At 50.4% G+C, this 24466-nt stretch carries 26 protein-coding genes and 1 tRNA gene; 14 read left to right on the plus strand and 13 right to left on the minus strand.

The features are described from left to right. Window positions 1-9 precede the first annotated feature (9 nt). The 3 genes from EOE65_RS16105 to EOE65_RS16115 are packed head-to-tail and all read left to right on the plus strand — an operon-like array spanning window position 10 to window position 1779. Window positions 10-564, plus strand: a complete 555-nt coding sequence (locus EOE65_RS16105) for a DUF3833 domain-containing protein (RefSeq protein WP_127695623.1) — start codon at window positions 10-12, stop codon at window positions 562-564. Continuing rightward, the gene (locus tag EOE65_RS16110) at window positions 561-1337 is read left to right on the plus strand and encodes an SDR family NAD(P)-dependent oxidoreductase (RefSeq protein ID WP_127695625.1); all 777 of its coding nucleotides are present in this window, start codon (window positions 561-563) and stop codon (window positions 1335-1337) included. The genes EOE65_RS16105 and EOE65_RS16110 overlap by 4 nt, the downstream gene beginning before the upstream one ends. A gap of 13 nt (window positions 1338-1350) precedes the next feature. Beyond that, window positions 1351-1779 (plus strand): nuclear transport factor 2 family protein, encoded by a 429-nt coding sequence (locus EOE65_RS16115; RefSeq protein WP_127695627.1) that lies wholly within the window; start codon window positions 1351-1353, stop codon window positions 1777-1779. Window positions 1780-1794: 15 nt separating this feature from the next. On the opposite strand, the gene EOE65_RS16120 is transcribed toward EOE65_RS16115, so the two are convergent. After that, a complete protein-coding gene (locus EOE65_RS16120; protein WP_164847138.1) occupies window positions 1795-2367 on the minus strand; it encodes a TetR/AcrR family transcriptional regulator in 573 nt (190 codons plus the stop codon). Window positions 2368-2456: 89 nt separating this feature from the next. Between EOE65_RS16120 and EOE65_RS16125 the strand changes: the two genes are divergently transcribed. Beyond that, window positions 2457-3617, plus strand: a complete 1161-nt coding sequence (locus tag EOE65_RS16125; protein WP_164847139.1) for an aromatic ring-hydroxylating oxygenase subunit alpha — start codon at window positions 2457-2459, stop codon at window positions 3615-3617. Window positions 3618-3666: 49 nt separating this feature from the next. Continuing rightward, a complete protein-coding gene (locus tag EOE65_RS16130) occupies window positions 3667-4020 on the plus strand; it encodes a hypothetical protein (protein WP_127695633.1) in 354 nt (117 codons plus the stop codon). Between the two features lie 65 nt (window positions 4021-4085). Here EOE65_RS16130 and EOE65_RS16135 read toward each other — a convergent pair whose 3' ends face one another. From EOE65_RS16135 to EOE65_RS16145, 3 genes are read right to left on the minus strand one after another with little or no spacing between them, the layout of a single operon-like run. Continuing rightward, a complete protein-coding gene (locus EOE65_RS16135; RefSeq protein ID WP_127695635.1) occupies window positions 4086-5321 on the minus strand; it encodes an SAM-dependent methyltransferase in 1236 nt (411 codons plus the stop codon). Next, window positions 5308-6120, minus strand: a complete 813-nt coding sequence (locus tag EOE65_RS16140; protein ID WP_127695637.1) for a DUF1365 domain-containing protein — start codon at window positions 6118-6120, stop codon at window positions 5308-5310. The genes EOE65_RS16135 and EOE65_RS16140 overlap by 14 nt, the downstream gene beginning before the upstream one ends. Next, the gene (locus EOE65_RS16145) at window positions 6113-7498 is read right to left on the minus strand and encodes an NAD(P)/FAD-dependent oxidoreductase (RefSeq protein ID WP_127695639.1); all 1386 of its coding nucleotides are present in this window, start codon (window positions 7496-7498) and stop codon (window positions 6113-6115) included. The genes EOE65_RS16140 and EOE65_RS16145 overlap by 8 nt, the downstream gene beginning before the upstream one ends. A gap of 133 nt (window positions 7499-7631) precedes the next feature. Here EOE65_RS16145 and EOE65_RS16150 point away from each other — a divergent pair, with 133 nt between their 5' ends. From EOE65_RS16150 to EOE65_RS16175, 6 genes are all read left to right on the plus strand, one after another. Next, the gene (locus tag EOE65_RS16150; RefSeq protein WP_127695641.1) at window positions 7632-8225 is read left to right on the plus strand and encodes a sigma-70 family RNA polymerase sigma factor; all 594 of its coding nucleotides are present in this window, start codon (window positions 7632-7634) and stop codon (window positions 8223-8225) included. After that, window positions 8222-8896 carry a ChrR family anti-sigma-E factor gene (locus EOE65_RS16155; protein WP_127695643.1) on the plus strand — a complete coding sequence of 225 codons (675 nt, stop codon included), beginning with the start codon at window positions 8222-8224 and terminating at the stop codon, window positions 8894-8896. Before EOE65_RS16150 ends, EOE65_RS16155 begins: the two co-directional genes overlap by 4 nt. Before the next feature lie 35 nt (window positions 8897-8931). Further along, the gene (locus tag EOE65_RS16160) at window positions 8932-9897 is read left to right on the plus strand and encodes a YbgA family protein (protein ID WP_127695645.1); all 966 of its coding nucleotides are present in this window, start codon (window positions 8932-8934) and stop codon (window positions 9895-9897) included. 29 nt (window positions 9898-9926) lie between these two features. Beyond that, window positions 9927-10493 (plus strand): glutathione peroxidase, encoded by a 567-nt coding sequence (locus EOE65_RS16165; protein ID WP_127695647.1) that lies wholly within the window; start codon window positions 9927-9929, stop codon window positions 10491-10493. Beyond that, on the plus strand, window positions 10486-11814 hold the full coding sequence (locus EOE65_RS16170) for an ABC1 kinase family protein (RefSeq protein ID WP_127695649.1): 1329 nt from the start codon (window positions 10486-10488) through the stop codon (window positions 11812-11814). The genes EOE65_RS16165 and EOE65_RS16170 overlap by 8 nt, the downstream gene beginning before the upstream one ends. Window positions 11815-11886: 72 nt before the next feature. Further along, window positions 11887-12348, plus strand: coding sequence for a DUF3833 family protein (locus tag EOE65_RS16175; RefSeq protein WP_164847140.1), 462 nt, complete (start codon window positions 11887-11889; stop codon window positions 12346-12348). On the opposite strand, the gene EOE65_RS16180 is transcribed toward EOE65_RS16175, so the two are convergent. From EOE65_RS16180 to cysK, 4 genes are all read right to left on the minus strand, one after another. Then, window positions 12345-13316 carry an NAD(P)/FAD-dependent oxidoreductase gene (locus EOE65_RS16180; RefSeq protein WP_164847141.1) on the minus strand — a complete coding sequence of 324 codons (972 nt, stop codon included), beginning with the start codon at window positions 13314-13316 and terminating at the stop codon, window positions 12345-12347. The genes EOE65_RS16175 and EOE65_RS16180 overlap by 4 nt on opposite strands. Before the next feature lie 2 nt (window positions 13317-13318). Next, window positions 13319-13621 carry a hypothetical protein gene (locus tag EOE65_RS16185; RefSeq protein WP_127695655.1) on the minus strand — a complete coding sequence of 101 codons (303 nt, stop codon included), beginning with the start codon at window positions 13619-13621 and terminating at the stop codon, window positions 13319-13321. Window positions 13622-13699: 78 nt separating this feature from the next. After that, window positions 13700-14632, minus strand: a complete 933-nt coding sequence (locus tag EOE65_RS16190) for a bile acid:sodium symporter (protein WP_164847142.1) — start codon at window positions 14630-14632, stop codon at window positions 13700-13702. 110 nt (window positions 14633-14742) lie between these two features. Next, entirely contained in the window at window positions 14743-15711 is a 969-nt protein-coding gene (gene cysK / locus EOE65_RS16195; RefSeq protein WP_127695659.1) for a cysteine synthase A, read from the minus strand. A gap of 169 nt (window positions 15712-15880) precedes the next feature. Here cysK and EOE65_RS16200 point away from each other — a divergent pair, with 169 nt between their 5' ends. Continuing rightward, on the plus strand, window positions 15881-16363 hold the full coding sequence (locus tag EOE65_RS16200) for a tetratricopeptide repeat protein (RefSeq protein WP_127695661.1): 483 nt from the start codon (window positions 15881-15883) through the stop codon (window positions 16361-16363). 3 nt (window positions 16364-16366) lie between these two features. On the opposite strand, the gene EOE65_RS16205 is transcribed toward EOE65_RS16200, so the two are convergent. The 3 genes from EOE65_RS16205 to kdsA all read right to left on the minus strand — a co-directional run bounded on the left by EOE65_RS16205 (window position 16367) and on the right by kdsA (window position 20691). After that, entirely contained in the window at window positions 16367-17779 is a 1413-nt protein-coding gene (locus EOE65_RS16205) for a DUF4139 domain-containing protein (protein WP_127695663.1), read from the minus strand. Between the two features lie 24 nt (window positions 17780-17803). Further along, window positions 17804-19771: an SUMF1/EgtB/PvdO family nonheme iron enzyme gene (locus EOE65_RS16210; protein ID WP_127695665.1), complete on the minus strand. Its 1968-nt coding sequence runs from the start codon at window positions 19769-19771 to the stop codon at window positions 17804-17806. A 71-nt stretch (window positions 19772-19842) separates the two neighbouring features. Further along, entirely contained in the window at window positions 19843-20691 is an 849-nt protein-coding gene (kdsA, locus tag EOE65_RS16215; RefSeq protein WP_127695667.1) for a 3-deoxy-8-phosphooctulonate synthase, read from the minus strand. 93 nt (window positions 20692-20784) lie between these two features. Between kdsA and EOE65_RS16220 the strand changes: the two genes are divergently transcribed. Further along, window positions 20785-21264 carry a HugZ family pyridoxamine 5'-phosphate oxidase gene (locus EOE65_RS16220; protein WP_127695669.1) on the plus strand — a complete coding sequence of 160 codons (480 nt, stop codon included), beginning with the start codon at window positions 20785-20787 and terminating at the stop codon, window positions 21262-21264. Between the two features lie 14 nt (window positions 21265-21278). Here the strand turns inward: EOE65_RS16220 and EOE65_RS16225 are convergent, their stop codons facing one another. Together EOE65_RS16225 and EOE65_RS16230 are read right to left on the minus strand one after the other, a co-directional pair. Then, window positions 21279-21485, minus strand: a complete 207-nt coding sequence (locus EOE65_RS16225; RefSeq protein WP_127695671.1) for a DUF2788 domain-containing protein — start codon at window positions 21483-21485, stop codon at window positions 21279-21281. Window positions 21486-21649: 164 nt separating this feature from the next. After that, window positions 21650-21733 (minus strand) — tRNA-Tyr (locus tag EOE65_RS16230). A 431-nt stretch (window positions 21734-22164) separates the two neighbouring features. Between EOE65_RS16230 and nrdA the strand changes: the two genes are divergently transcribed. Next, window positions 22165-24426: a class 1a ribonucleoside-diphosphate reductase subunit alpha gene (gene nrdA / locus EOE65_RS16235; protein WP_127695673.1), complete on the plus strand. Its 2262-nt coding sequence runs from the start codon at window positions 22165-22167 to the stop codon at window positions 24424-24426. The last annotated feature ends 40 nt before the right edge of the window (window positions 24427-24466 follow it).

Consider the following 24466-nt stretch of genomic DNA (forward strand, 5'->3'; position numbering starts at 1 on the left):
GTGGTGTGGATGCAGCGAATAATGGTTCTAGCGACGCTATTTCTAGTCGCCGGTTGTGCCGCAACGGTAGATGACTATGCCGAGAAAACGCCAAAGTTAGAGCTGCCAACGTTCTTCTCGGGTGAGCTTGTAGCACATGGTATGGTGCAAGATCGCAGCGATAACGTGTTGCGGCACTTCAGCGCATCCATTCGTGGTGAATGGCAGGGCAATCAAGGTATTTTGGACGAGCAGTTTATTTTTGATGACGGCGAAGAGCAGCATCGCTGCTGGCGGCTAACCAAAGAGGGCGATAGCTATACTGGCACGGCAGGGGATGTTATTGGCACCGCCGCGGGGCGTACGGTCGGAAATGCACTGAACTGGCAGTATCAGTTATTAGTGCCTGTGGATGGCACGGAGTGGACGCTAAACATCAACGATTGGATGTACTTGATCGATGAGAACAACTTACTCAACCGTGCGACGATGTCGAAATTTGGCTTAGAAGTGGGGCAGATTACTTTGTCTATCCGTAAGGTCGGTGAGACGGGTGGACCACGCACGCCAGAGTGCAGCTTGTGAGTATTGCGCGTTGGCCGCGCGCTTGGGTAACGGGCGCTGGGCGTGGTATCGGGGCTGCACTGGCAGAGGCGTTAGCACGCGATGGTGTGATCGTCTATGCCTCTGCTCGAAACCGTGAAGAGCTCGACGCGCTTGCGGAACGCTGCAGTACGCTGGCAGGGAGTATTGTGCCCATGCCACTGGATATTACCCAGAAATCAGATATCGAAGCGGCTCTGAATGGCTTTGATAAGGAGGGCTGGCCAGAGCTGGTGGTACTGAACGCTGGAACGTATCAGCCGTTTTCCGCACAAGCGTTCGATGAGGAGAGCTTTCAGCGGCAGATTGATGTCAATGTAAACGGTACGATGCGCTGCTTAGCACCTGTATTGCAACGGTTTACATCACAAGACCATGGGCATATTGCTGTTATGGCATCGGTTGCTGGGTATCGGGGCTTGCCCACCGCTTCAGCGTATGGCGCCAGTAAAGCAGCATTGATCAACATGTGTGAATCGCTGCGGCTTGATCTTCGAGGCACAGGGGTTAAGTTACAACTGATCAATCCAGGGTTTGTAAGAACACCGCTAACGGACAAGAATACGCATGACATGCCTGCATTATTGGAACCAGAGGATGCCGCAGACCGTATTGTCAGAGGTTTATCTGGCGACGGGTTTGAAATTACCTTTCCAAAACGATTCACCTACTGGCTAAAACTCTTTCGTATCCTGCCATATCGTTGGTATTTTGCTCTCGTCGGCCGGGCGACCAAATCGGGCCGTTCATCGTAAACAAGGGGTCATCATGACAGCAGTACAGCATTGGGCAGCACACTATAGCGGTATCCTTGAAACGCTAGCGCCTGCTCAGCTTGATAAACTCGCGGCCGCGACAGCGGAAGATATTGAGTTCCAAGATCCGTTTAACCATACCACCACGCAAGCCGACTTCTTAGCGGTCATGGCGGATATGTTTGAGCGTCTCGACTGGGTTAGATTTGATGTGCATAGTCAGCAGCAGAACGGCCAAGAGGCGTTTATCACGTGGACATTTTCCGCCGCGAGTGGAAAAACCGGTGAGTTTAGTGTGGCGGGAAGCAGCTACCTGACGGCCAACAGCGATGGCTTGGTCACTCTACACCGTGACTATTGGGATGCGTCGGAGCTGATGCAGATGTTGCCACTGCTCGGCGCTGTGATCCGCAAAGTTCGGCGTAAAATGGGACATGGCTAGCGCCCCAATAACCATTCAGCCTGTCGGCTTGTGACCGCTTATTCCATTCAATAACCCAATAAGGAGTTGTTGCTCCGCTTCTTTGGGCGAAAGGGCGTGTGTGCTGATCAGCCACGAGGCGCTGTAAAGCATGCTATCTAACATGGCGACGATCCATTGCGGCTGCAGTTGCTCAGACAGCACGCCGTTGCGTTGCCCCGCGGTTATCCAGCGCTCCAGTGCCGCCATCTGCTGCTCGTAAAGCGCGCATACCTCAGCGTCTAATTCAATATCTGTCCACATCATCTGTAGAAAATGAAACCGGTCAGCCAGCGGGAGCAGTGCGCTGACTAACTGCTCGATAGCGGACGTTTCGCGCAGCTCGCAGCGCAGCCGTTTGGCAGTGGCTTGCTCAACTATCTCTAGGGACTCAATTGCAATCGCCGCTAGAAGGTTCTCGCGGGTGGGGAAGTGTCTATACAGCGTGGCGCGTCCTACACCGGCTTGATTGGCGATTTCACTTAATGATGCATGGGGGTTATGTAAAAGCACCTGAAAGCTAGCATCCAGAAGAGCGCGGTTAGATCGTTTGATGCGTCGGTCGGTCACGATGATCTCCATTTAATGAGACGCTATTGTATCATAAAGTTTTGGTTGATATGATACATCTGTGTTTCATAAATAGTGAGTGGTTTAGCATGAGTGATTTAATTGAGCTTTATGAAGAGCGTGCAAAGCAGCCGATGGAAACAGCACTAAGCTTGCCGTTCGCCGTTTATAGAGACGAAGCAATAGCCGCTTTGGAAGCGCAGAAGATATTTCATCAACAATGGGTGTTTGTCTGTGCCGTTGACTTGTTGAAAGAGGTGGGTAGTTACTACGCCTTTACGTTAGCGGGTGAGTCGATTGCAGTTGTGCATGGAAAAGACGGCCACATTCGGGCGATGTCCAATAACTGTAGCCACCGCGGTACTCCGCTTCTCGAGACCGGATTTGGGCGTATCGAGCGAAATATCGTGTGCCCTTACCATGCATGGACTTACGCAGATGACGGTGCACTGAAAGGAGCGCCTTTTGATAATGGCTGTGTGAACAAGCACCTTCACGCATTACCTAAATATGCGCTAACCGAGTGGATGGGCTTATTATTCATTAACTTGAGCGATGCGCCTGAAGATCTCGCTGCGAATTTTAACCGGATTAATCCCTATCTTGCTAACTACCCGCTTGACCAGTTCAAACATGCCTATGTGGGTGTGTCAGAGCGTTGGAATAGTAACTGGAAGCTGGCTGTTGAGAACGGTATCGAAAGCTACCATCTTTTTATGGTGCACCGAGAGACGCTGGAAGTGAATACGCCTAGTAAGAAAGCTTACTATGTCGCTGGGGGCGCTGATTGGAGTATCACCGGTGGTGAGATCGTTACACCGCGCGGAGCGTTAGCTCAATTGTTCTCTGGAAGTTTGCCAGAGTGCGCGAATCACTACTTACTGATCTACTTGCCACCCGGCTTTATCGGTATTTTAACTTATGAGTCCTTTGATTGGATCGCTATCACACCGGACGGTGCAGAGCACTGCTTGGTGCAAAGTGGTGGGCTTACCGCTCACAAAATCAGTACTGAAGATGTGGCAAAGGACAGCTTCACCAACGCATTTTTAAGTGAAGATAAAGCAATTTGCGAGCGGGTACAGGCGGGCATGGGTTCAACGCATCACAGTGGCGGCAAGCTACTTGAAGTGGAGCGGATTGTTGTGGATTTCCATCAATACCTCGCGAAATGCCTATTTAATCACTCCGCAGCGGCTATTCACGAAACCGATGCTGCGCAGCTGTTCCGTGGCGAGCTTGCGGAGTGAGTGGTTATCACTGTATCGAACCGACTGAAATGTGACCAAGAGATCGACCATGAAAAACCGTAACCCCTCGAGTGTGAAAGTGTCGAATCCTGTGGCGGCTGGGAGTAGCCGCCAAGCTCAACGTGCCAGTGGCGCTCAACCTTGGCCTTGGCGCACGCTGCTTGGTGTCGGCATGATTCTCGCTGAGCTTTGGTTCAACACCGGTATTATCTGGGGGCTATTTATGTTGCTGTGGGCTGTTATGGGCGTGTTATCGGGGCAAACTTATATCTTCGAACCCCTTATTAAAGAGGAGTATCCGGTATTATTTTGGTGTGTCATCACACTCTGGTTTGTGATTGCGGGGCTGCTTTTTATAAGCAACCCCTATATCTACGGCCTAATTTCGAGTGCAATGAAGTAGACAAAAAAGGCGGGTTGGTAAATAAAAAAGCGCGTTGTTGCACGCGCTTTTTTCATTTCTAAACCCTATGCTTTCGGTGTTAGCACAAAGAACCCTACATCAATCGAGTTCTCATCAAACCCACCTTCGCAGTAGGCAAGATAGTAGCGCCACAAGCGGTAAAAGCGATCATCAAAGCCTTGCTGGCGAATAGTAGGCCAGTGCTGCTCGAATTTAGCCGCCCACTCACGTAGTGTCTGAGCGTAATCATGGCCGAACATCTGTTGTGTAGTGAGCTCAAAACCATGCTCGTCGGCTTTTTTCCGCAACATCGCAACGCTAGGTAACATGCCGCCGGGAAATACGTAGCGTTGGATAAAGTCAGCTTGTTTTCGATAACTATGAAAGCGCTCGTCGTCAATCGTGATGATCTGCAAAACCGCATTTGCGCCCGGTTTAAGCACTTGGTTGAGCTTGGCGAAGTAGGTATCCCAGTGAGACTCGCCGACCGCCTCAAACATCTCGATGGATACTACACCATCATATTTGGCGTCCAGATCGCGATAGTCTGTTAGGCTTAAATTCACCTGCTCTTCAAAACCAGCCGAGACCGCCACCTCCTGCGCCCACTTGAGCTGTTCAGTTGAGAGGGTGATGCCATCAACGTGGTAGCCTTGGCTGGCCGCTTGGTGGGCAAAACCGCCCCAACCACAACCAATTTCGATAATCGAGGCGCCCTTGGGTGCATCCAAAAGCTCTAAGATACGGTTGTACTTATTCACCTGCGCAGCTTGCAGTGATTCGCCGTAATCACGATACAACGCCGCCGAGTAGGTCATCGTATCGTCCAGCCAGAGCTGGTAGAAATCGTTACCAAGATCATAATGCGCGGCGATGTTACGGCGGCTGCCCTGTTTCGTATTATCGCGACGCTTGTGATACAGGTTATGCAAGGCTTGAACCAGAAAACGTGCTTTCGCTAGGCCGCTGAGGGCGTGCTCGTTGCGTAAGCCCCAGCGGATGAGTGCGCTCAAGTCGCTGCTATCCCATTCACCGGCAAGGTAGGCTTCCGACCAGCCATTGATGCCGCCGGTCAACAAGCGCAGGAAGGGCTTTAGACTGTGCAGTTTTAGGTCAGCTTTCGGTGCTTGCTCAACGGCAGCTCCCATCCGCTTTTGATAGCCACTTGGGAACGTAACTAATAAGCCCGATTCGGCCTCTTGCAGCGCAGTAGACAAGCGCTGTGCGACGCGCTGCTCTAACCAGCTTTTGGGAGCATCGCTCGATACAGCTGTGTTCGATAATGGCTCATAGGCTTTCATAGTGAAACTCTCCGTGGTCGTCCTGCCAGCTTATGCTTTGGCTGATCTCTTTATCTCTAGGTTGAATCACAAGTTTTTTGCGCCATAACTTCAGCGCTTCCCAGTGAATCGCAGTGATCACTTTGAGGGTCATCAAAGGGTATTTCGTAAAGGCTTTGATCAATTGCTTATCGTTTAGCGTTTGATGAGTGCCGGTGAAGGTGGCATGCAAGATAGGGTGCCGTTGCTCGCTTTCGCTATCCACCTCTGTTTGGCGAATACAAACAGCCACTTGTTTCGTCGGCGGTACAATCCTAAAACCGTACGCGGTATCCATCGGCATAAAAGGGCTAACGTACATCAACTTGTTGCACTGCTGACGCAGTACAGTCGCGCCTTGCTCAGCCTTTACCAAGTAGGTGTGGCGCGAGCCAAACGTGTTATTAACTTCGTACAGCACCACCTCGAGCTCTTGTTGGCGGTTGTAACAAAAATAGACGCTTAACGGATTAAAGGTATAACCCAAAATGCGGGGATAGCAGAGCACGCGGATTGAATCTGTTGCGCTCTCGAAGCCCCGCTTGCTGAGTAGCTGAGTGATCCTTGTGCGTAACCCTCGCTCACCGCTGCCATGGTCCTTCTCGTGAAATGAGAACAGATTGAAACGATTGACGGAGAAAAAACGCAGTTTATTCAGGCGCTCAAGCTCATCAAGGTCGATCAAACAGGAGAACACGCGATAGATAAAGCGATGTGTCGCTGGGCGAAAGCGATGATGCATCACATGCCCTTCGTACAGCGCTGATGCGAGTTTATCCATGCGCTTGCTCCTTTTGAGGGCGGCTCAAAGGTTTGGGTGTGGTGTCAGTGACAAAAATACGGGTGTTTGGCTCATCGAGCTGCCATGGGCGCGGGATGCCTCCCAACTGCTCGGCTACAGCGATCCCCGATTGAATACCATCTTCGTGGAAACCATAGCCAAAATAAGCGCCACAGAACCAAGTGCGATGCTTACCTTGGAGCGACCATAGCTGTTGTTGAGAGGTGAGGGCATCTTTCCCAAACTCTGGGTGGTCATAAAAGAAGCTGCGTAAAATGGTGCCTTGTGCAGGCTCCTCGAGTGGATTGAGCGACACAAAAACCGGGCGCTCAACACCAATCGGTTGCAGCTTGTTCATCCAATAGGTCACCGAGACACGCTGTGAGTCATCGCGCTCTCCTTCAGAGAGGTAGTTCCAGCTCGACCATGCCGCCTCGCGCTGTGGCATTAGGCTAGCATCTAGGTGTAGGTAGGCTTTGTTACGCTGGTATGGGAAGCGTTGTAACAGCGTGCGTTCATCCCCTGTTGCATCTGCAAGCAAAGACAAGGCCTGATCTGAATGGCAAGCAAGCACGACATCGTCGTAAATCTCTTGGTTGCCATGGTGGTCTTCGACGACAACATAGTCGTCAAACCGGGTGATTTTGTGTACGCGGCTATTTAAGCGAATCGAGTCGCCTAACGCGTCAGCAACCTTATCGACATATTGGCGGCTGCCACCAACGACGGTGCGCCACTGGGGGCGGTCTTTGAGTTGCACTAGACCATGGTTTTGGCAGAAACGCAGGAACGCGCCAGCTGGGTAGTTGAGCATCTTATCGACAGGTGTTGACCAAATCGCTGCACCCATTGGTAGCAGGTGGTCGTATATAAAGGTATCTGCGTACTTCTCGCTTTTCAGCAGCTCGCCCAGTGACATACGCTCTAGGTCGTATTTTTGATGTAGGGTACTAGCATCACGATAGAAGCGCAGCAGCTCTCTTACCATTTTCCAGAAGATTGGTCGGAACGTGTTGCGCTTTTGGGCGAGTAATCCAGCAAGTCCGGTTCCGGCGTATTCCAGTTGTCCGCTATTAATTGATACTGCGAATGACATGTCGGTTTCGCATGTTTTAACCTGTAAACTCTCAAAAAATCTGACTAGATTTGGGTAGTTCACTGGGTTGTAAACAATGAAACCGGTGTCCACATCAATGATTTGGTTGTCTACACTGCAAGTAATTGTATTGGAGTGTCCGCCTAGGCGATCATCTTTTTCATATAGGGTTACGTCGTGAACCTGATTGAGGAGCCAAGCGCAACTTAATCCAGATATGCCGGAGCCGATCACCGCGATTTTGCGGGGGTGTATGGCTTTTAAGTTGTTATTCGATTCCATAATGTAGTTCTCAGTCGGCAGGAAAGTGTTGATGTTAGTGGAGTTTACGCGATCCCCTGTGAAAAAGATCACTACGATAGCCTTTTGCCCAACTCATATGATCTGAATTAAATCCACCAGCGTAAGGAGCGTTATGGATAACAAACCACCGGGTGATGAAGTGGAAAATATAGCTATGATCAGGCCGACAACGGCTCAAGATTGGAGCGCTCTGCTGGAGCGGGTTGCAGAGGAACGCGACCGCAGCTCGTTTGTGCAGCTATTCCAGCATTTTGCACCGCGTGTAAAGTCTTACATTTTGCGTCTTGGGCTAGTGGAATCAACCGCCGAAGAGATTATGCAAGAAACGATGCTATCCGTATGGAGAAAAGCGCATCTGTATCATCGCAAAAAAGCATCGGCTAGCACGTGGATTTTCACGCTCGCGCGGAACCAAAGTATCGATTGGATGCGAAAACAGAAGTATCCAGAGTATGGCTTGGAGGAGTGGCACGAAGAGCCAGACGACTCAAAAGACGAGTGTGCAGATTCCGTTTTAACAGATCGAATGATAAAAGCGATCAACACGTTGCCGGAAAACCAAGCACAAGTTATCTATATGTCGTTTTTTGAGGGCCGATCACACACCGATATTTCGGATCGGTTAGGCGTGCCGCTTGGGAGCGTCAAATCGCGCATCCGACTAGCCTCTGAGAAGTTGAAACACATGTGGAGAGATGATGTATGAACGTTAAACATCACCTTGATGAAGCGACATTGGTCAGCTATGCGGCTGGATCGATGTCACAGGCGATGGCGTTGGTGGTTGCGTGCCACATTGCCATGTGCCCTAAATGCCGTGAACGTGTCAAAGACTCTGAGGCGATCGGAGGCATGCTGCTAGAAGGTTTGCAGCCTGCGGCTATTAAAGGCGATGCGCTCGATTCAGTGCTAGCCGCGCTCGATAATGAGCCATCAGTTAATGCCGCAATCGCGCCGACAGAGATTCACCGTGATCGCGCCGTAGATGCCCGTTCGGTCCCAGCGCCGTTACAGGATTACATTGGCGGATCGTTAGACACCGTTGAGTGGCGAACTATTGTTCCTGGTGTTTACTATCACGACCTGCCATGCAAATCAGAACGCGGCGGCGTGTCGCGGTTGCTGCGTATAGCGCCGGGCAAAGCGATGTTACCGCACTCGCACGATGGAAATGAGCTAACCTTAATATTGCAAGGCTCGTTCTCTGATGAGGTTGGCCGCTTTACAGCCGGTGATATTGCCGATCTGGATGGTGATATCGAACATCAGCCACTGGTGGACAGTGAAGTTGACTGTATCTGTTTGATCGCTACAGAGGCGCCGCTGAAGTTCAGCACCTTGCTAGGAAAAATTGTACAACCGATTACCGGTTTCTAGTGTCACTGGAAGCTATTTTTACTAGAGGGTAGGTCATGGAAAGTTCAGAGCAAAAACCATCTATTCCTGTTGGGATCAGCGCGTGTTTGCTAGGCCAGAAAGTCCGATTTGACGGCGGCCATAAACAATCGCGCTATTGCTTGAATGTGCTTAGTGATTGCTTCGAGTTTATCTCTTTCTGTCCTGAAGTTGCGATCGGATTGCCGATCCCGCGTGAGCCGATACGCCTCGTTGGAGACGCTGATGCCCCTCGTGTTGTCGGTACAAAAGATCCATCGATGGACGTAACCGATAAGCTGCACGCCTACGCCGAAGAGGTGTTCGAGTCACACAAAGAGTTATGCGGCTACGTGTTGATGAAGGGTTCGCCCAGCTGCGGCATGGAGCGCGTCAAGATCTATCATGAAAATGGTATGCCCAACATATCAGGGCGCGGTGCGTATGCTGCACGTTTAATGGACCTGCATCCTGCGTTACCAGTGGAAGAGGAGGGGCGCTTACACGACCCAATCCTCAGAGAAAACTTTATTACACGCGTTTTCGTTTATTACGAATGGCAACGCAGCGTGATGGAGCAACCCACGCTGCACAAAGTGATTCAGTTTCACAGTCGCCACAAGTATCAACTTATGGCGCACAGCTACGAGGGTTACCGGGAACTGGGTAAATATCTAGCGACTGATGCGCCCAAAGCGCCATTAGAAGAGGTGCTCAACACCTATATTTTGCGCTTAATGGAACACCTGACTAAACGTGCCAACCGTAAATCACACACCAATGTGTTGATGCACATTATGGGTTACCTCAAGCGTGATATTGACTCTGAAACAAAGCAAGACTTACTAGATGCCATTGATCAGTACCGCACCAGCAAAGTTAACCTAACGGTGCCGCTTGCGTTGTTGAAGCATTATCTTAAACGCCATGGTAGTGATTACATAAAATCCCAGGCGTACCTAGACCCATATCCCCATGAGCTAGGGCTGCGCAATTACATTTAATTTATATCGTGCGAAGTAGCGGAGGTGTTATGGGCTTGAATCGTTTGGCGTTAAAGGCATGTTTAGTGGTAGCGATTGGGCCCTGCGCACCGTCCGCTTTTGCTCAGTCTTGCAGCGCTTTGTTGGATTACACCTTTAAACGGTTAGGCGAGACGCAAACGGAACGCCTCTGCGAAACGTACCAAGATAAGCTGGTTCTGGTGGTCAATACTGCCAGCAAGTGTGCGTTTACCCGCCAGTATGAAGGGCTTGAGGGCCTTTACTCCAAATACAAAGAGAAAGGCTTGGTGGTACTCGGCTTTCCATCGAATGATTTTGCCGGTCAAGAACCGGGTACCGAACAAGAAATTAGCGACTTCTGCCGCCTCACATACAGTGTGCAGTTCCCAATGTTCGAGAAGGTACACGCGCGTCAAGGCTCTGCACATCCTTTCTACCAGCAGCTAGCCGACGAGGCGGGCGAGTATCCCGGCTGGAACTTCCACAAATATCTCATCTCACCCGAGGGCAAGCTGTTAGGCAGCTACAAAAGCCACATCGAGCCTAATGACACGACGCTCGTGAACCTCATCCAAGCGAACTTGCCGAATGAGTGAGCAAACCAAACGTGCGGTCGCGGTGCCACGTTCACGTATCTCTCGGCTGGGGCGTTTAGGGTCGCTAGCTGGCCGTGTAGCGGGCAATATGTTGATTGATGGGGGAAAGCAACTGGCACGCGGACAGCGCCCAGCGGCGCGTGATCTGCTGTTAACTCCCAGCAACATGCAGCAGTTAGCAAATAAGCTTGCAACGATGCGCGGTGCAGCAATGAAGGTTGGGCAGTTGCTATCGATGGACACAGGCAACCTGTTGCCTGCGGAGCTAACCGCTATTTTAGAGCGGCTGCGCGAAGATGCGGTCATTATGCCAGCTGTGCAGCTACATGATGCTCTAGAGCGTAATTGGGGCGAAAACTGGTCTGATAACTTCGTGCGCTTCTCCTTCGAGCCCATCGCCGCTGCCTCTATTGGACAGGTACACCGAGCCATGAGCCGTAATGAGCAGGACATGGCAGTTAAGATCCAGTACCCCGGCGTAAAAGAGAGTATCGATAGCGATTTAGATAACGTATTTGGTCTGCTGCGCTTGAGTGGCTTGATCCCTAAAGAGCTCGATCTCAACCCGCTTATCGACGAAGCGCGCTCACAGCTTAAGCGCGAGGCAGACTACGCCCTTGAGGGTGCTAGCATCGAAGAGTATTACGCAGCATTAAGTACCAGTGCACTCAAAGATCGGTTTTTGATGCCACGCTTTTTCAGCGACTACTCAACACCTGAGATCCTTTGCATGAGTTATGTGGAGGGTGTCTCGCTGGACGCGTTGCAGTCAGCTCCCCAATCAGTGCGTGATCGGTGTGTCGCTGATCTATTTGAGCTTCTATTGATGGAGTTTACGCAGTTTGGCTTCGTACAGACCGATCCTAACTTAGCGAACTACCAGTACAGCACCGCAGAGGATAAGGTTGTGCTGCTCGATTTTGGTGCTAATCGCGCGTTTGAACGCCCCTTTGTTGAACGATACTGTCGTGCGATACGGGCAGCGATCGAGCAGCAGAGCGACACGTTAGCGCAAGCGCTATCTGACCTTGGCTTCTTTGCGCAGAATCGCCAGCAAAGTAATCTGCCTTTAGTGCTCGATATTTTTATGATGGCGATGGAGCCGCTGCGTAGCGATGGCGTCTACGATTTTGGCGCAACGGATTTAGCGCAGCGTATTCATCAAAAGGGCTTGGAGATCAGTTCAAACCCTGATGCGTGGCACACGCCGCCACCTGATGTGCTGTTTTTGCACCGTAAATTAGCCGGCCTTTATCTTATCGCAACGCGCTTCAAAGCCCGCGTTGATGTGGCGGCTATCGCACAGCGTTATCTTTTCTAGCTTTTCCTCATTTGATCTGAAGTGTTTGCAGGTGCGTAAAACGTGTATCTATGCAATCGAGTAGGAGGTCAAGTGAGCGATTCCAGTTTTTGCCAGCCAACGCTGAACATTTTTGAGTACTTTCGCGGTAAAACTCAGGCGGCTGGCTTATTTGAAGATCGCTTTGGCCGAATCCAGCGCTCGTTTGTGGTGAGCGTCGATGGCACTGTGGACGAGGGCAATTTGACGCTCGATGAGCACTTTATCTTCGACGACGGCAAGAAAGAACATCGTATTTGGCGCATCCAAAATCGCGCGGGTAGTTATATCGGCTTTGCCGACGACATTCCCTCTCAGGCACGGGGCAAAGCTGAAGGAAACCGTTTTTCGTGGCGTTATCAGATGGCGCTGCGCGCAGGTGGTATACCGATCAAATTTGCTTTCGATGACAAGATGGTGCTGTTTTCGGGTGGGGTAATGGTCAGCCGTGCTCGGATTACCAAATGGGGGCTGCATGTGGGCACGGTGACCATCGTGTTTACTAAAGAGGATTAACCCGCTTTCGTATGCGCCAAAACGCGCTGACTCAAATCATGGGCGCTACGCCAAGCGCCTTCCACGCCGCCAATATCTAACCAGTCACCACAGGCACCTATGCGGCTTTCTTCACTCCATAGACTGCCAATTACCGGGTTAATATGGCGCGAGTACAGCCAGCGGTGGGTGCGTTTTCCTGTAACGTTAAATGGGCGTGCTAAGATGGCCGCAAAAGCGCTGAGCAGAGTCTCGTATACCCAATCCGCATCTGCATCTTCGTGTACTCGGCTCCAGTCGGCGTCAGCTTCAATCATCCACGTCTCGCGATGCTCTGCGCTGGCTTTACGGCCGGGTTTAGCACTGTCCTTAATAGCGCGAGCAATAACAAGGTGGGGCGCTTCGTAGTGGTTCACTTCGGTGCTATCTTCGACCTCCACTTCGATCACGATGACCCAGTTCATGGTGGGCTGTACGCGGCTCGCGATATCTGCAAAGTCAGGCGCTGGGCTCAGCAAGTAGGCAGCTTGTTGCGCAGGGGCACACACGAATACCGCATCAAATGGGCCATAGGTTTGCTGATCGTCAGTGGTTAGTTGCTTGCGCCCATCGGTATGTTCTTGGATCGATGCGATGCGAGTTGCGGCGCATAGTGTTGAGTCTGATAGTAGCGCGCGTGTTAGTGCGCTTTGACGCGGTGTTGCGGTATAGCGCGTTGGTGCTGAGGTGGCCGGGCTAGAAATATCGCACCACTGAACAATATTGGGCTGGGTTTTTATCCAGTCACGGAACTCGTCGGTTGTTGCATCGAAATAGGGGGCACCTAGGTCTGCACTTCCCTCTCCTAAACGGCAGCTTGATAGGCGGCCGCCAGTGCCACGGCTTTTTTCAAATACGGTGGTGGCGATGCCCGCTTTCGTAAGCTGCTGGGCTAGGTAGCATCCTGCTAACCCGGCACCGATGATAGCCGCGTTTTGAATATCACTCATCTTTAAAATCTCAATGTCATATCGCGTTCTTGATGTAGCGAGCTGTTGCCAGCACATGCCTCATCTTGTGGGATGTACTGTTGCAACTTAGCTTGGTGTATCCCCGCTTTGCGGCAGATGGCATACGCCTCAGGTAACGACTGTACACGTAGCGGTTGTCGGAGGTGATCGGTAAGCAACTCAATATCATTGCCCTGTTGGGAGGTCACCTCAATCAGCATCGGCTGAAAACCGTGACGAATAAAACGAACCTGATCAACCTTGTGTTGTTTGGACAGTTTTTTTAGCTCGGAGATCAACATCACTTGTTTACCTATTTAACCACGTACTCTGTACGTAATTGTTCGGTTTCCGATCACTGTGATAGCGCTTAAGTATGTTTGCTAAGCCTGCTGCCAGCGCTTGGCCATTTTCGGCACCAGAGATGCATCGGCAAAGAGCTGGATAAAATGAAATAGCACACACACCAGAATGGCCTCACCCACTTGTTGGTTCAAGGCTGCTAAAACACTTACTGCAACAGGCAGTGTTTTTTGCGAGCTGGTGAGCAATAGCGCGACAACGCCCTCATTTGGGGTTTTCAGTAATCGGCTAGCCATCCAAGCGAGTGCCATCAAACCAAAGTGCACGACAAAGGTTGCGATAAGGATTTTAAGTAGCACCCCCCATTCCAACGAGCGGAAGACATCGTTAGAACTTGATAGCGACATCCAAACCGCTGCGATAACGCAACTAGAGGGAAGGTACTGCAAAACAATATGATTCGGCGACAGGCTTAACAGGCGCTTTGCAGCGAGGCCACCGATAAAGGGTAGTAGCACCAGTAATATTAATTTAAAAAGCAGGTCCCAAGGCGATAGCGCGATGCCATCTGCTCCGCCAAGTGTCAGCGATAGCATCATTGGAATCGTGAACACACCGATGACATTGAGAATCACAGTGATCATCAATGCCCAAAGTGCGTTGCCTCCGGCCAATTGCGTCATGACGATACAGGTTGAGAGCGTGGAGGGCACCGTTGCTTTAACGATCAGCCCAAGCGCCATACCACTGCCAAACGCTAAAAAGTGTGCGACGACGCTACCCAGCAGAGGGGCGAGGAGCAGGGTGATGATGCCAGCTGCCGCTAGCGCGGAGAAGAAGTGCTTATCTTTCGGAAGCTCGCTTAGCTTGGTTTGATAGCCGTTCACGATAAAGATCGCGACGACCGTCCAAGGGATCAACCCCAGCTCTTTCAGTTGGTTACCCAATGCGGGGAATAGCCATGCGACGACAAAGCTTATCAGTAGCCCAACAGGGAGAAATAGATTCTTCACATGCCCATCTCTTATTGTGCGGCAGGGGGGGGAATTATTTCACGGATTCCGTAGCGCATAAACACAAAAGCCGCCCTTAGTTGGCGGCTTTGTTAATGGTAGTGATGTGCTTATTGGTTAAGTTCGTTTTCTGTGAACATACCATCAAACAGCAGCGTGGATAGGTAACGCTCGCCAGAGTCAGGCAACAGCACAACAATCTTTTTACCTTTATGTTCTGGCTGTTGAGCAACACGCAACGCGGCAGCGGTGGCGGCACCGCATGAGATGCCAGCCAAAATACCCTCTTTTTGCATCAATAGACGTGCGGTTTCCATCGCTTCTTCGTTGCTGACCTGTTCAACCTGATCCACCAACGATAGATCTAAGTTACCCGGTACAAAGCCTGCGCCGATTCCCTGAATCTTATGAGGTGCTGGCTGAACCGTTTCGTTGTTAAGTGTTTGGGTAATAACGGGTGAGTCAACCGGTTCTACCGCTACGCTAGTGATCGCTTTGCCTTGAACCTCTTTGATATAGCGTGAGACACCCGTGATCGTTCCGCCGGTGCCAACACCTGCCACAAACAACTCGATCTCACCTTCCGTATCTTCCCAAATTTCAGGACCGGTTGTTTTTACATGAATCTCTGGGTTTGCAGGGTTCTGGAACTGTTGCAGCATCAGCGTGGTGTCGGGAGCTTCATCAACCAGCTCTTGTGCTTTCTCGATGGCACCTTTCATACCTTTTTCTGGTGCTGTGAGGACGATCTCAGCGCCCAGCGCCTTCATGAGCTTACGGCGCTCAATACTCATAGAAGAGGGCATCGTGAGCTTCAACTTGTAACCACGGGACGCAGCAACAAACGCCAGCGCAATGCCGGTATTGCCGCTGGTGGGCTCGACCAGCGTCATCCCTGGTTTGAGCTGACCAGACTCTTCCGCTGACCAGATCATGCTGGCACCGATTCGGCATTTAACGGAGCCTGCTGGGTTGCGGGATTCGATCTTCGCGTAGATCTCTGCATCGGGTGCTAAACGTGCCAGTCTGACGAGAGGAGTTCGGCCAATAGTGAGTGAGTTGTCCTGAAACGCTTTCATTGTGCAACCTTTCTGTTATTCCGTTGGGTTATGATAAATCGAGTTTACCGTGCTGATTGGCTATTTTCATCGATTCGTTCGCTATATGGTTATGTTCTAATGTAATTAATGAATGATCAGCAAGATAAAGTGCTATATTAGCGGCGTTTAACTGAATTGGGGTCATGTGATGCGGTTTTTAATTAAGATGCTAGCACCGATTATCTTTGCGCTGGCCTACGGAGTATTTCGTTCTAGCTTTTTTAAACGTTCGCGCAAGCGCCACGAGTGGCTCATGAAGATCTTTCGCTTCTGTGCCGATAATGACCACACTAAAGCGCTCTCTGTATATGGGCACCTGTTACACTTTCGGGGTGATGGGGTCGAAAATCGTATTCAAGGCGGTATCTATCTGCAACGCGCTGCCGATCACGGTGATATGAAAGCTCAATATCAGATGGGCCGTATCTTTGAAGAGGGGTTTGAACACTATTTCTCAGCCAATGAAGAGAAGGCGTTGCGTTACTATCAGCAAGCGGCTGAGCAAGGCCATACATTAGCCATTTCACGATTGATGAAAGTGTTTTCTAGCGGCGAGTTAGGGCAATCGGCGGATGCTGCGAAAGCGGAGATGTGGCAACGCCGGCAGCCTGCGCTACCGACATCGCCTTGAGAGTTATTTTCGATCAGTCAGGCGCACGCGTATACGCATAACGGTATCTGTCTTTCCGCTGGCTGATATCGCCCACTTAGCCGCGCCACCGCTGGTTTCGGTGGGCTTAAAGGTGCTACTTTCAAGCTTCCATGGTTGCGAAAACATCGCGCCTATCTCCACTTGACGCGGTTGAGCCGCTGCGTTTTTTATCGTCAATTCATACTCGACAATAGCGCCGTCAAAGGTGTTTTCAAACGCGGTTTGTTTGCGTGTGATGGTGACATCGAACGCCGCACCGGTGCTCAGTTCGATCTGCTCACCACGGGATGTCTGCGGTAGCTGCGCGCCGCCGATATAGTGCAGCTCTGACTGCCCATCGGGCGCAAACATTCTTACGTTACCGCCGGGTAGCGCCTTATCTAACCCACTCTCTGCACTATTTTTAAAGCGAATGATATTTTCCGGTTTGCTTTTGCTTGTATGACTATCGATATGGTTACCAACATAAAATTGATATCGCTGCAGCGACTGCACCGGTACGTTGCTTGCGCTTAATAGCGGCACTTGGGTGCGTTGTTGGTCTTGTAGGGTGATCGGTTCTGGCAAGGTGTATAGCTTATACTCGCCAATATTCTGTGGTCCGCTACCTGCTTGGCTCTCGTCTGCCATGGCAGCGGCCATTAGTACCTCTTTGCGGCGCATAACCGGTGCGTTTCGGACTTGGTTTACATCACCTGCGAGTAAACGAAAACGAGCATTTTCGAGCGCTGTGCCGGTATTGTTCATCAGCGATGCCAAACCATCGATGTTGAGGCGGTCTTGCGCCTCGTTAAGCGTCATCACGTAATCCATCTGCCAGCGTAAACCGCTGCTTAGGTAACTTAGCGTTGCGTTGCTAGGCTGCTCAGTTCCGGCTGTACGGAAGGTTAGGCTCGGCTTGATGAGCAGATCGGACGGTTTCTCGGGAAAGATAATGCGCCAATCGCCATTCATCGGCACTGTTTCGACTCGTGCATTGTTCTCGACGAGCATTGTCGCACCGTCCACGCTGAGTAGAGTGACGTTTTGTTGGATCTCTTGTCCGGAGGGTTGCACACGTGACAGTGTGACCTGCTTGCCAAGATAGTGCGTTAGCATGGCGTGGTAGTTGACCACTGCGCTATTGAGCGTTTGCTCCTTGATACGGCCCGCATTGGTAATTTGCAGCGTCTCTGTCTGCATCTGCTGGCTGACGTCCCGCACCACCACTCTGTCTGCGCTGTCGAGCTTAGGCAGTGCTCGGGTATCCTGAATTAGCCCAAGGTTGTCGGAATAGAGTGTTACCGCGAGATCTTGCTGCGCTTCTGCGGTAATCGTTACGGGTTGTTGTGCTGCAAGCGTTGAAGTCGACGCAAACAAAGAGATAACAATTGCTGCACGCAGGTTATGCTTCATAGCTGATCATCCTATGGATCGGAATTAGTTTGAGGTATCCAAAGCAACGCGGAATCCCCAAGTATTACGTGTGGCATTGAGTGGATGCCGGTAACGGCTGGCAGGGCGTATCACGCGGTCGATATCGAACCATGAACCGCCACGCATGACTCGGCTTTGACAGTTACCACTTAAGCGGGCGCTACCATCCGTTGGGTGGCCGTTGTAGCTGCTGGTGTAGCAGTCTTGGACCCATTCATCAACATTGCCGCTCATGTCATGTAACCCCCAAGGGCTCTCTTTCACAGAGCCCACCGGTGCTGGCCGTTTGCCATCCCATTGCGTGCCACACCCATCACAGACTGCGTGTGCTGGTGAAAGTTCATCGCCCCACCAGTAGGCTGTTGTGGTTCCCGCTCGTGCTGCGTATTCCCATTCGGCTTCTGACGGCAGGCGGTATGGTTGCCCTGTTTGTGCTGCGAGCCATTGTGTGTAGGCTTGAGCGTCGTTCCAGCTCACATTGATCACCGGTTGTTGGCCGCGTCCCCAGCCTTCATCAGCTGGAAGTTTACGGCCTGTGGCCTGAGCGAATTGATCATACTCTGCGAAGGTGACTTCGTATTTTGCTAACGCAAACGGCTTTTCTATCGTGACGGTCAATGTCGGTTTTTCATTATCATCACCTTTGCCAGCGCTATCGCCCATTGTGAAGCTACCCGCTGGTAATATCACCATACGGGGGCCAAAGCCGCCTACGGTGAGTTCATCGCGAAATGTGCTTAAGCCGCTCGACTCACTAGGTGAAGAGGGGGCTGCTCCGGCAGCGGCCGCTTGCTCAGCTTGCGCGAGGCTTTGCTGCAGTGCGGCGACGGCCAGCTCGTGCTCTTGCGCGCGGGCTTTCCAATTTTCTGCCTGCGCTTTCCAAGCATTGATGCTGTCGGTCATCATCGCTTGCTGCTGGCTAAGTAGTAAAAAGCTAACCGAGAGACCAGCGACAGCGCCCAAACCAAAGGCGATACCCAAACCGATTGCGCTAAAGCGGCGTGATCGTTTGGGCTCTGACTCAGCTGTTTTTTTGGCTGCTTGGCTACTGGGTGTTTCGGTGGCTACGCTGCTGTCGCGAGTGTCCGTTTCATCGAGGGATGGATCTGCTGCTTCTTCGGTCGTGTCCTGTTCAAAGAGGCCTTCGATCAGTGCTGTTGCGTTTTGGGCGCGCTCTTCAGGTAAGGTGCTTAAACTTGCTTCAAGCTGTGACCACTTTGAGCCAAGTTTCGATAAAGGCTTAAGACGCCGCTGTACCCGTTCAGCTTCGCTTTCGTTGGCGCTGAACGGGTGCGCTGCTGTTAGCGTCGCGTAGACCATGGCTGCAATGGAGTAGCTGTCGGCATTCAGTGGGAGAGGGTTTTCATGATACGCCTCGGGTGGCTGATAGGCTGCCGCCATAAAAGGTGGCTCCAATGCGACAGCTACCTCTTTAAGTAGTTTGCGAGGATTTATCGGTAGGATCTTTACGCCACCTTTCCGGTTTATGTAGATAAGATCCGGCGCGAGAGCGCCATGGGCATCGCGCAGCTTTTGCACTAAAGCATCGGTTGCAGATGCAAGCTGCAGTAAAAGGCCGCGTTGCTGTGTCTCTTTTAGTTTCTTGGAGCGCTTATCGTCGATAAGGGTTTGTAACGTCGGGCCATCGAGCCTTTCGGTGGTGAAAAAAAGCATCCCACCTTTGTGCACAAAGTAGCCAAACGTCTGTGCAATGTGCTTATGCTTGAGGTTTTTTGCAAAGATAATCTGCTTTTTGAACTCAGCTAAAAATGGTTTGCTGCGGATCAATTGTGGGCTAAGTACAAAGAGTGAGACTGGTGTTGGTTTAGGGGTGCTCATATCTTCGGCATCCCAGCGCTGCCCTAGCGGGTGTGAAACAGCGCTGCCAACCAGTTTAAAGCGATGATGCTCTGGGCCAATAATAAGCCCGTCAGAGAGTTGATTCAGTGGAGAGTTGTGTTGCGACGACATAGCCCGATCCTTTGCAAAGCGTCACGCCATCATAGCTAAGGATGGGCCATGTTTTAAGCCAAATTGTTGACTTAGCCTTCAGTGTTTAAAGCAGGGAAGCTTTTTACAAGCTCATCTACCGCTTTCATCTGTGCAAGGTAAGGCTCAAGTTTATCTAATGGCAGGGCGCAAGGGCCATCACACTTCGCCTCTGCGGGGTTTGGGTGGGCTTCTAAGAAGAGGCCCGCTATCCCTTGAGAAAGACCTGCGCGGGAGAGCTGTGCCACCAATGCGCGACGCCCATCAGCAGAGTCTGAGCGCCCACCTGGCATCTGCAAGGCGTGAGTTGCATCAAACATCACTGGGAAACCAAACTCCTTCATAATAGAGAAACCGAGCATATCGACCACTAGGTTGTTGTAGCCAAAAGCGGAACCTCGTTCGCATAGAATCAAGCGGCTGTTTCCGGCCTCTTGGCATTTATGCAGGATATGTTTCATCTCGTGAGGTGCGAGGAACTGCGCTTTTTTGATGTTGATTACCGCTCCGGTATCAGCCATCGCTTGCACAAGATCTGTTTGGCGAGAGAGAAACGCCGGTAGCTGAATGATGTCGCACACTTCAGCGGTGGGGGCCGCTTGGTAAGGTTCGTGCACATCGGTAATAAGCGGAACATTAAATGTCTTTTTAACTTCTTCGAGAATCTTCAGGCCCTCATCAAGACCTGGGCCGCGAAAGGAGTTGAGGGAAGAGCGGTTAGCCTTATCAAACGACGCTTTAAATACATAAGGTATGTCGAGCTTTTCCGTTACCTTGACGTAGTGCTCAGCAATACTCAGCGCCAAATCACGTGATTCAAGCACATTCATGCCGCCAAAAAGAACCATGGGCTTATCATTGGAAATTTCGATATTGCCGACTGTAACCGTTTTTTGTTCCATAATGCTGCTCATTCCGAGTAAGACGTAAAGTCTGCATTATACGTTATACCGCTGTAAAATACGGCTCCCTTTTCTATGACAGTTAGGTGATACATGGCAGTTGATCAAGAGGTAGTGCTGGGTCATTTCCAGCAACTTTTAAGCGAAATAGATACGCTCGTTTTGGCGACGGTTGACTCTGATGGGACTCCCAATGCCAGCGTTGTACCCTATCTACACTGTGAGGGTAGTTTTTACATTTTGACGAGTGGCCTATCCGAGCACACTCAGCACTTGTTGAGTGAAAAAGATATTGGTGTGCTGGTGTTACGGGATGAACAAGACACACGAAATATTTTTGCTCGCGAGCGCATTTCGATGCGATGCGCAGTTGCGCAGGTTACGGAGAATCAAGAAGAGATACTGGATGGTATGGAATCGCAGCTTGGAAAGACCGTAGGGTTATTGCGTACGCTACCTGATTTTACGCTCTTTCAGTTAAACCCTAAGAGCGTGCGTTACGTTGCAGGTTTTGGCAAAGCTTATACGGTGAGTTTGGACAAGCATAGCGCAACGTTGATCACAGGGGCATAGAGCGTAGTGGGTGGTTATACACTGCCACCCATCATCTCTACGATGACTGTTTTCACTAAAAATGCAGCGAGCCCTAAGCCAAGAGCGAAAAACAGCACAAATGTACCGAACTTGCCTGCGTTAGAGCGCTTTGCAAGATCATAAATAATAAAGAAAACGAAACCGGCAAAAACAACCAAGCCGACATTGAGCATTAGCGCTTCAACTTCTGCGAGTCTCATATTAGAAAACCTGTATATACCTGACTGATTTGCTAGGAATTATAACGAGAAATTGAGCATATTTTCAACAATATTCAGAATTTTCTGAATTTTTACGTTGATGAGAAGTATTGAGGTCGCTTTGAGCGAGCTTGGAAAAGTTTGAGCAATGTTTAGCTAAGAAATGGTGGTGAGGGGTGGATTCGAACCACCGAAGCTTTCGCGTCAGATTTACAGTCTGATCCCTTTGGCCACTCGGGAACCTCACCTTGAAGGGGTGCGTATAATAGGCATGAAAAATATTTGTGTAAAGCAAATATTCGAAAAAATAGTGCTTTTTTTTGCATGAAATTGATTTGTGATTTTTTGTGATAAATTGAAAATTATTCTTCTAAAAACGCAATCGATTATCGCGTCCCACCACAACTGAAGATAGCCTTAAAGTGACGCGCTTGGCGCACACAAAATCCCGAAAATCAAGTATTGAAAAAAAAGGCTTTCCCTCTATATTTAGTGGCAACTTTTCGCTGATGCACTAGATGTTGTGTGTTTAATAGCCACTTGGCCACAATTTGTGGTTTGGTTTTTGGTGGTCTGTTAGAGCAGCGTAAACGTAACCCATTCATAGTGTTTGGTCTTAGGGAAACGTCAGGCCGAGCACCTAGTCGATAATTATTAGACGGAGCGGAAGAGCGTCGCTATGCAGCAAAATTTGATGGTTACTAAACGTGATGGACGCCTTGAAACGATTGATCTCGAAAAAATCCACCGTGTAGTCATCTGGGCAGCCCAGGGACTGGATCAAGTATCCCCTTCTGAAGTTGAACTCAAAGCACACTTACAGTTTTATGAAGGTATTCGAACGTCTGATATTCACGAGACGTTGATCAAATCTGCTGCAGACTTAATCTCTGAAACAGCACCTGACTATCAATATCTAGCTGCTCGTTTAGCTATCTTCCATCTGCGTAAGCGTGCCTTTGGCAGTTTCGATGTACCACATCTGTTCGACCATGTTGCTGCGATGGTTGAATCCGGCCGCTATGACAAGCACCTTATCGAAGACTACTCCAAAGAGGAGTTTGACGAGCTTAACAGCCATTTAGACCATAACCGTGATATGAATTTCAGCTATGCGGCGGTGAAGCAGTTGGAAGGTAAGTATCTGGTGCAAGACCGCGTTTCGGGTGATGTTTTTGAAAGCCCGCAGATCCTTTATATGTTGGTCGCTGCTTGTCTGTTTGCTGGTTACCCGAAAGAGACGCGTCTTGACTACGTGAAGCGCTTTTATGATGCGACATCGTTGTTCAAGCTGTCATTGCCAACGCCGATTATGTCGGGTGTGCGTACGCCGACGCGCCAGTTTAGTTCATGTGTATTGATCGAGTGTGGTGACAGCCTTGATTCTATCAATGCGACAGCAGGGGCGATCGTTAAGTACGTTTCGCAGCGTGCGGGTATTGGCGTTAACGCCGGCCGCATTCGTGCACTGGGCAGCCCAATTCGCAACGGTGAGGCATTCCATACCGGCTGTATACCGTTTTATAAACACTTCCAAACGGCGGTTAAGTCTTGCTCGCAGGGCGGTGTGCGAGGCGGTGCAGCGACATTGTTTTACCCGATGTGGCACCTTGAAGTTGAATCCCTATTAGTTCTGAAGAACAATCGCGGCGTTGAAGAGAACCGTGTACGTCATCTGGACTATGGTGTGCAGCTCAATAAATTGATGTATCAGCGCTTGATCAAAGGCGGTGACATCACGCTGTTCAGTCCCCACGAAGTACCTGGCTTGTACGATGCGTTCTTTGCTGATCAGGAAGAGTTCGAGCGTCTTTATGAAATGTACGAGAAAGACGACAGCATCCGTAAATCGACCGTTAAAGCTGTTGATCTGTTTGGCTTGCTTGCCTCAGAGCGGGCTTCTACTGGCCGTATCTATATTCAGAACGTAGACCACTGTAATACGCACAGCTCGTTTGATCCTGAGGTCGCACCAGTGAAGCAGTCTAACCTCTGTCTTGAGGTTATCTTGCCAACGAAACCGTTGAAAGAGATCAATGATCCGGAAGGCGAGGTTGCGCTATGCACGCTGTCTGCGTTTAACTTGGGTGCATTGGAGAGTCTAGATGAGCTGGAAGATCTTTCTGATCTTATAGTCCGTGCCCTTGATTCGCTGTTGGATTACCAAGATTACCCGATTATCGCAGCGGAGCTGACAACGAAAGCTCGCCGTACTTTGGGTGTTGGTGTAACTAACTACGCGTACTACCTGGCGAAGAACGGTGTTCGTTATTCAGACGGGTCTGCTAATGCGCTAACGCATCGTACATTTGAAGCGATTCAGTACTACATGCTCAAAGCGTCTAACCAGTTGGCGAAAGAGTTGGGTGCGTGTGAGAAGTTCAATGAAACGACATACGCTAAAGGTGTTCTGCCAATTGATACCTATAAGCGTGATATCGACGATTACTGTGAAGAGCCTTTGCAGTATTTCTGGGAAACATTGCGCGAAGATATTCGTGAGTTTGGTCTGCGTAACAGCACGCTAACGGCGCTTATGCCATGTGAAACATCATCTCAAATTACTAACTCCACGAATGGTATTGAGCCGCCACGAGGCTACGTGTCAGTTAAGGCGAGTAAAGATGGCATCATGAAGCAGGTGGTTCCAGACTTCACTGAGCTGCGCGATAACTACGAATTACTCTGGAACATTGGTAGCAATGACGGCTACTTGCAGCTCGTGGGCATCATGCAGAAGTTTGTGGATCAGTCGATCTCTGCCAACACCAACTACGACCCAAGCATGTTCCCTGGCGAAAAAGTACCGATGAAGCAGCTGCTTAAGGATCTGTTGACCGCGTACAAGTATGGTCTTAAAACGCTCTACTACCACAACACGCGCGATGGTGCTCGTGATGAGCAAGATGATGGCTGCGCGAGCGGTGCCTGCAAGCTGTAATAGCCAGTTTTTGTAATCGCGGGGTTGTGTGCCCCGCAAA

It is taken from the genome of Neptunomonas marina (assembly GCF_004005935.1).
Lineage (GTDB): Bacteria > Pseudomonadota > Gammaproteobacteria > Pseudomonadales > Balneatricaceae > Neptunomonas > Neptunomonas marina.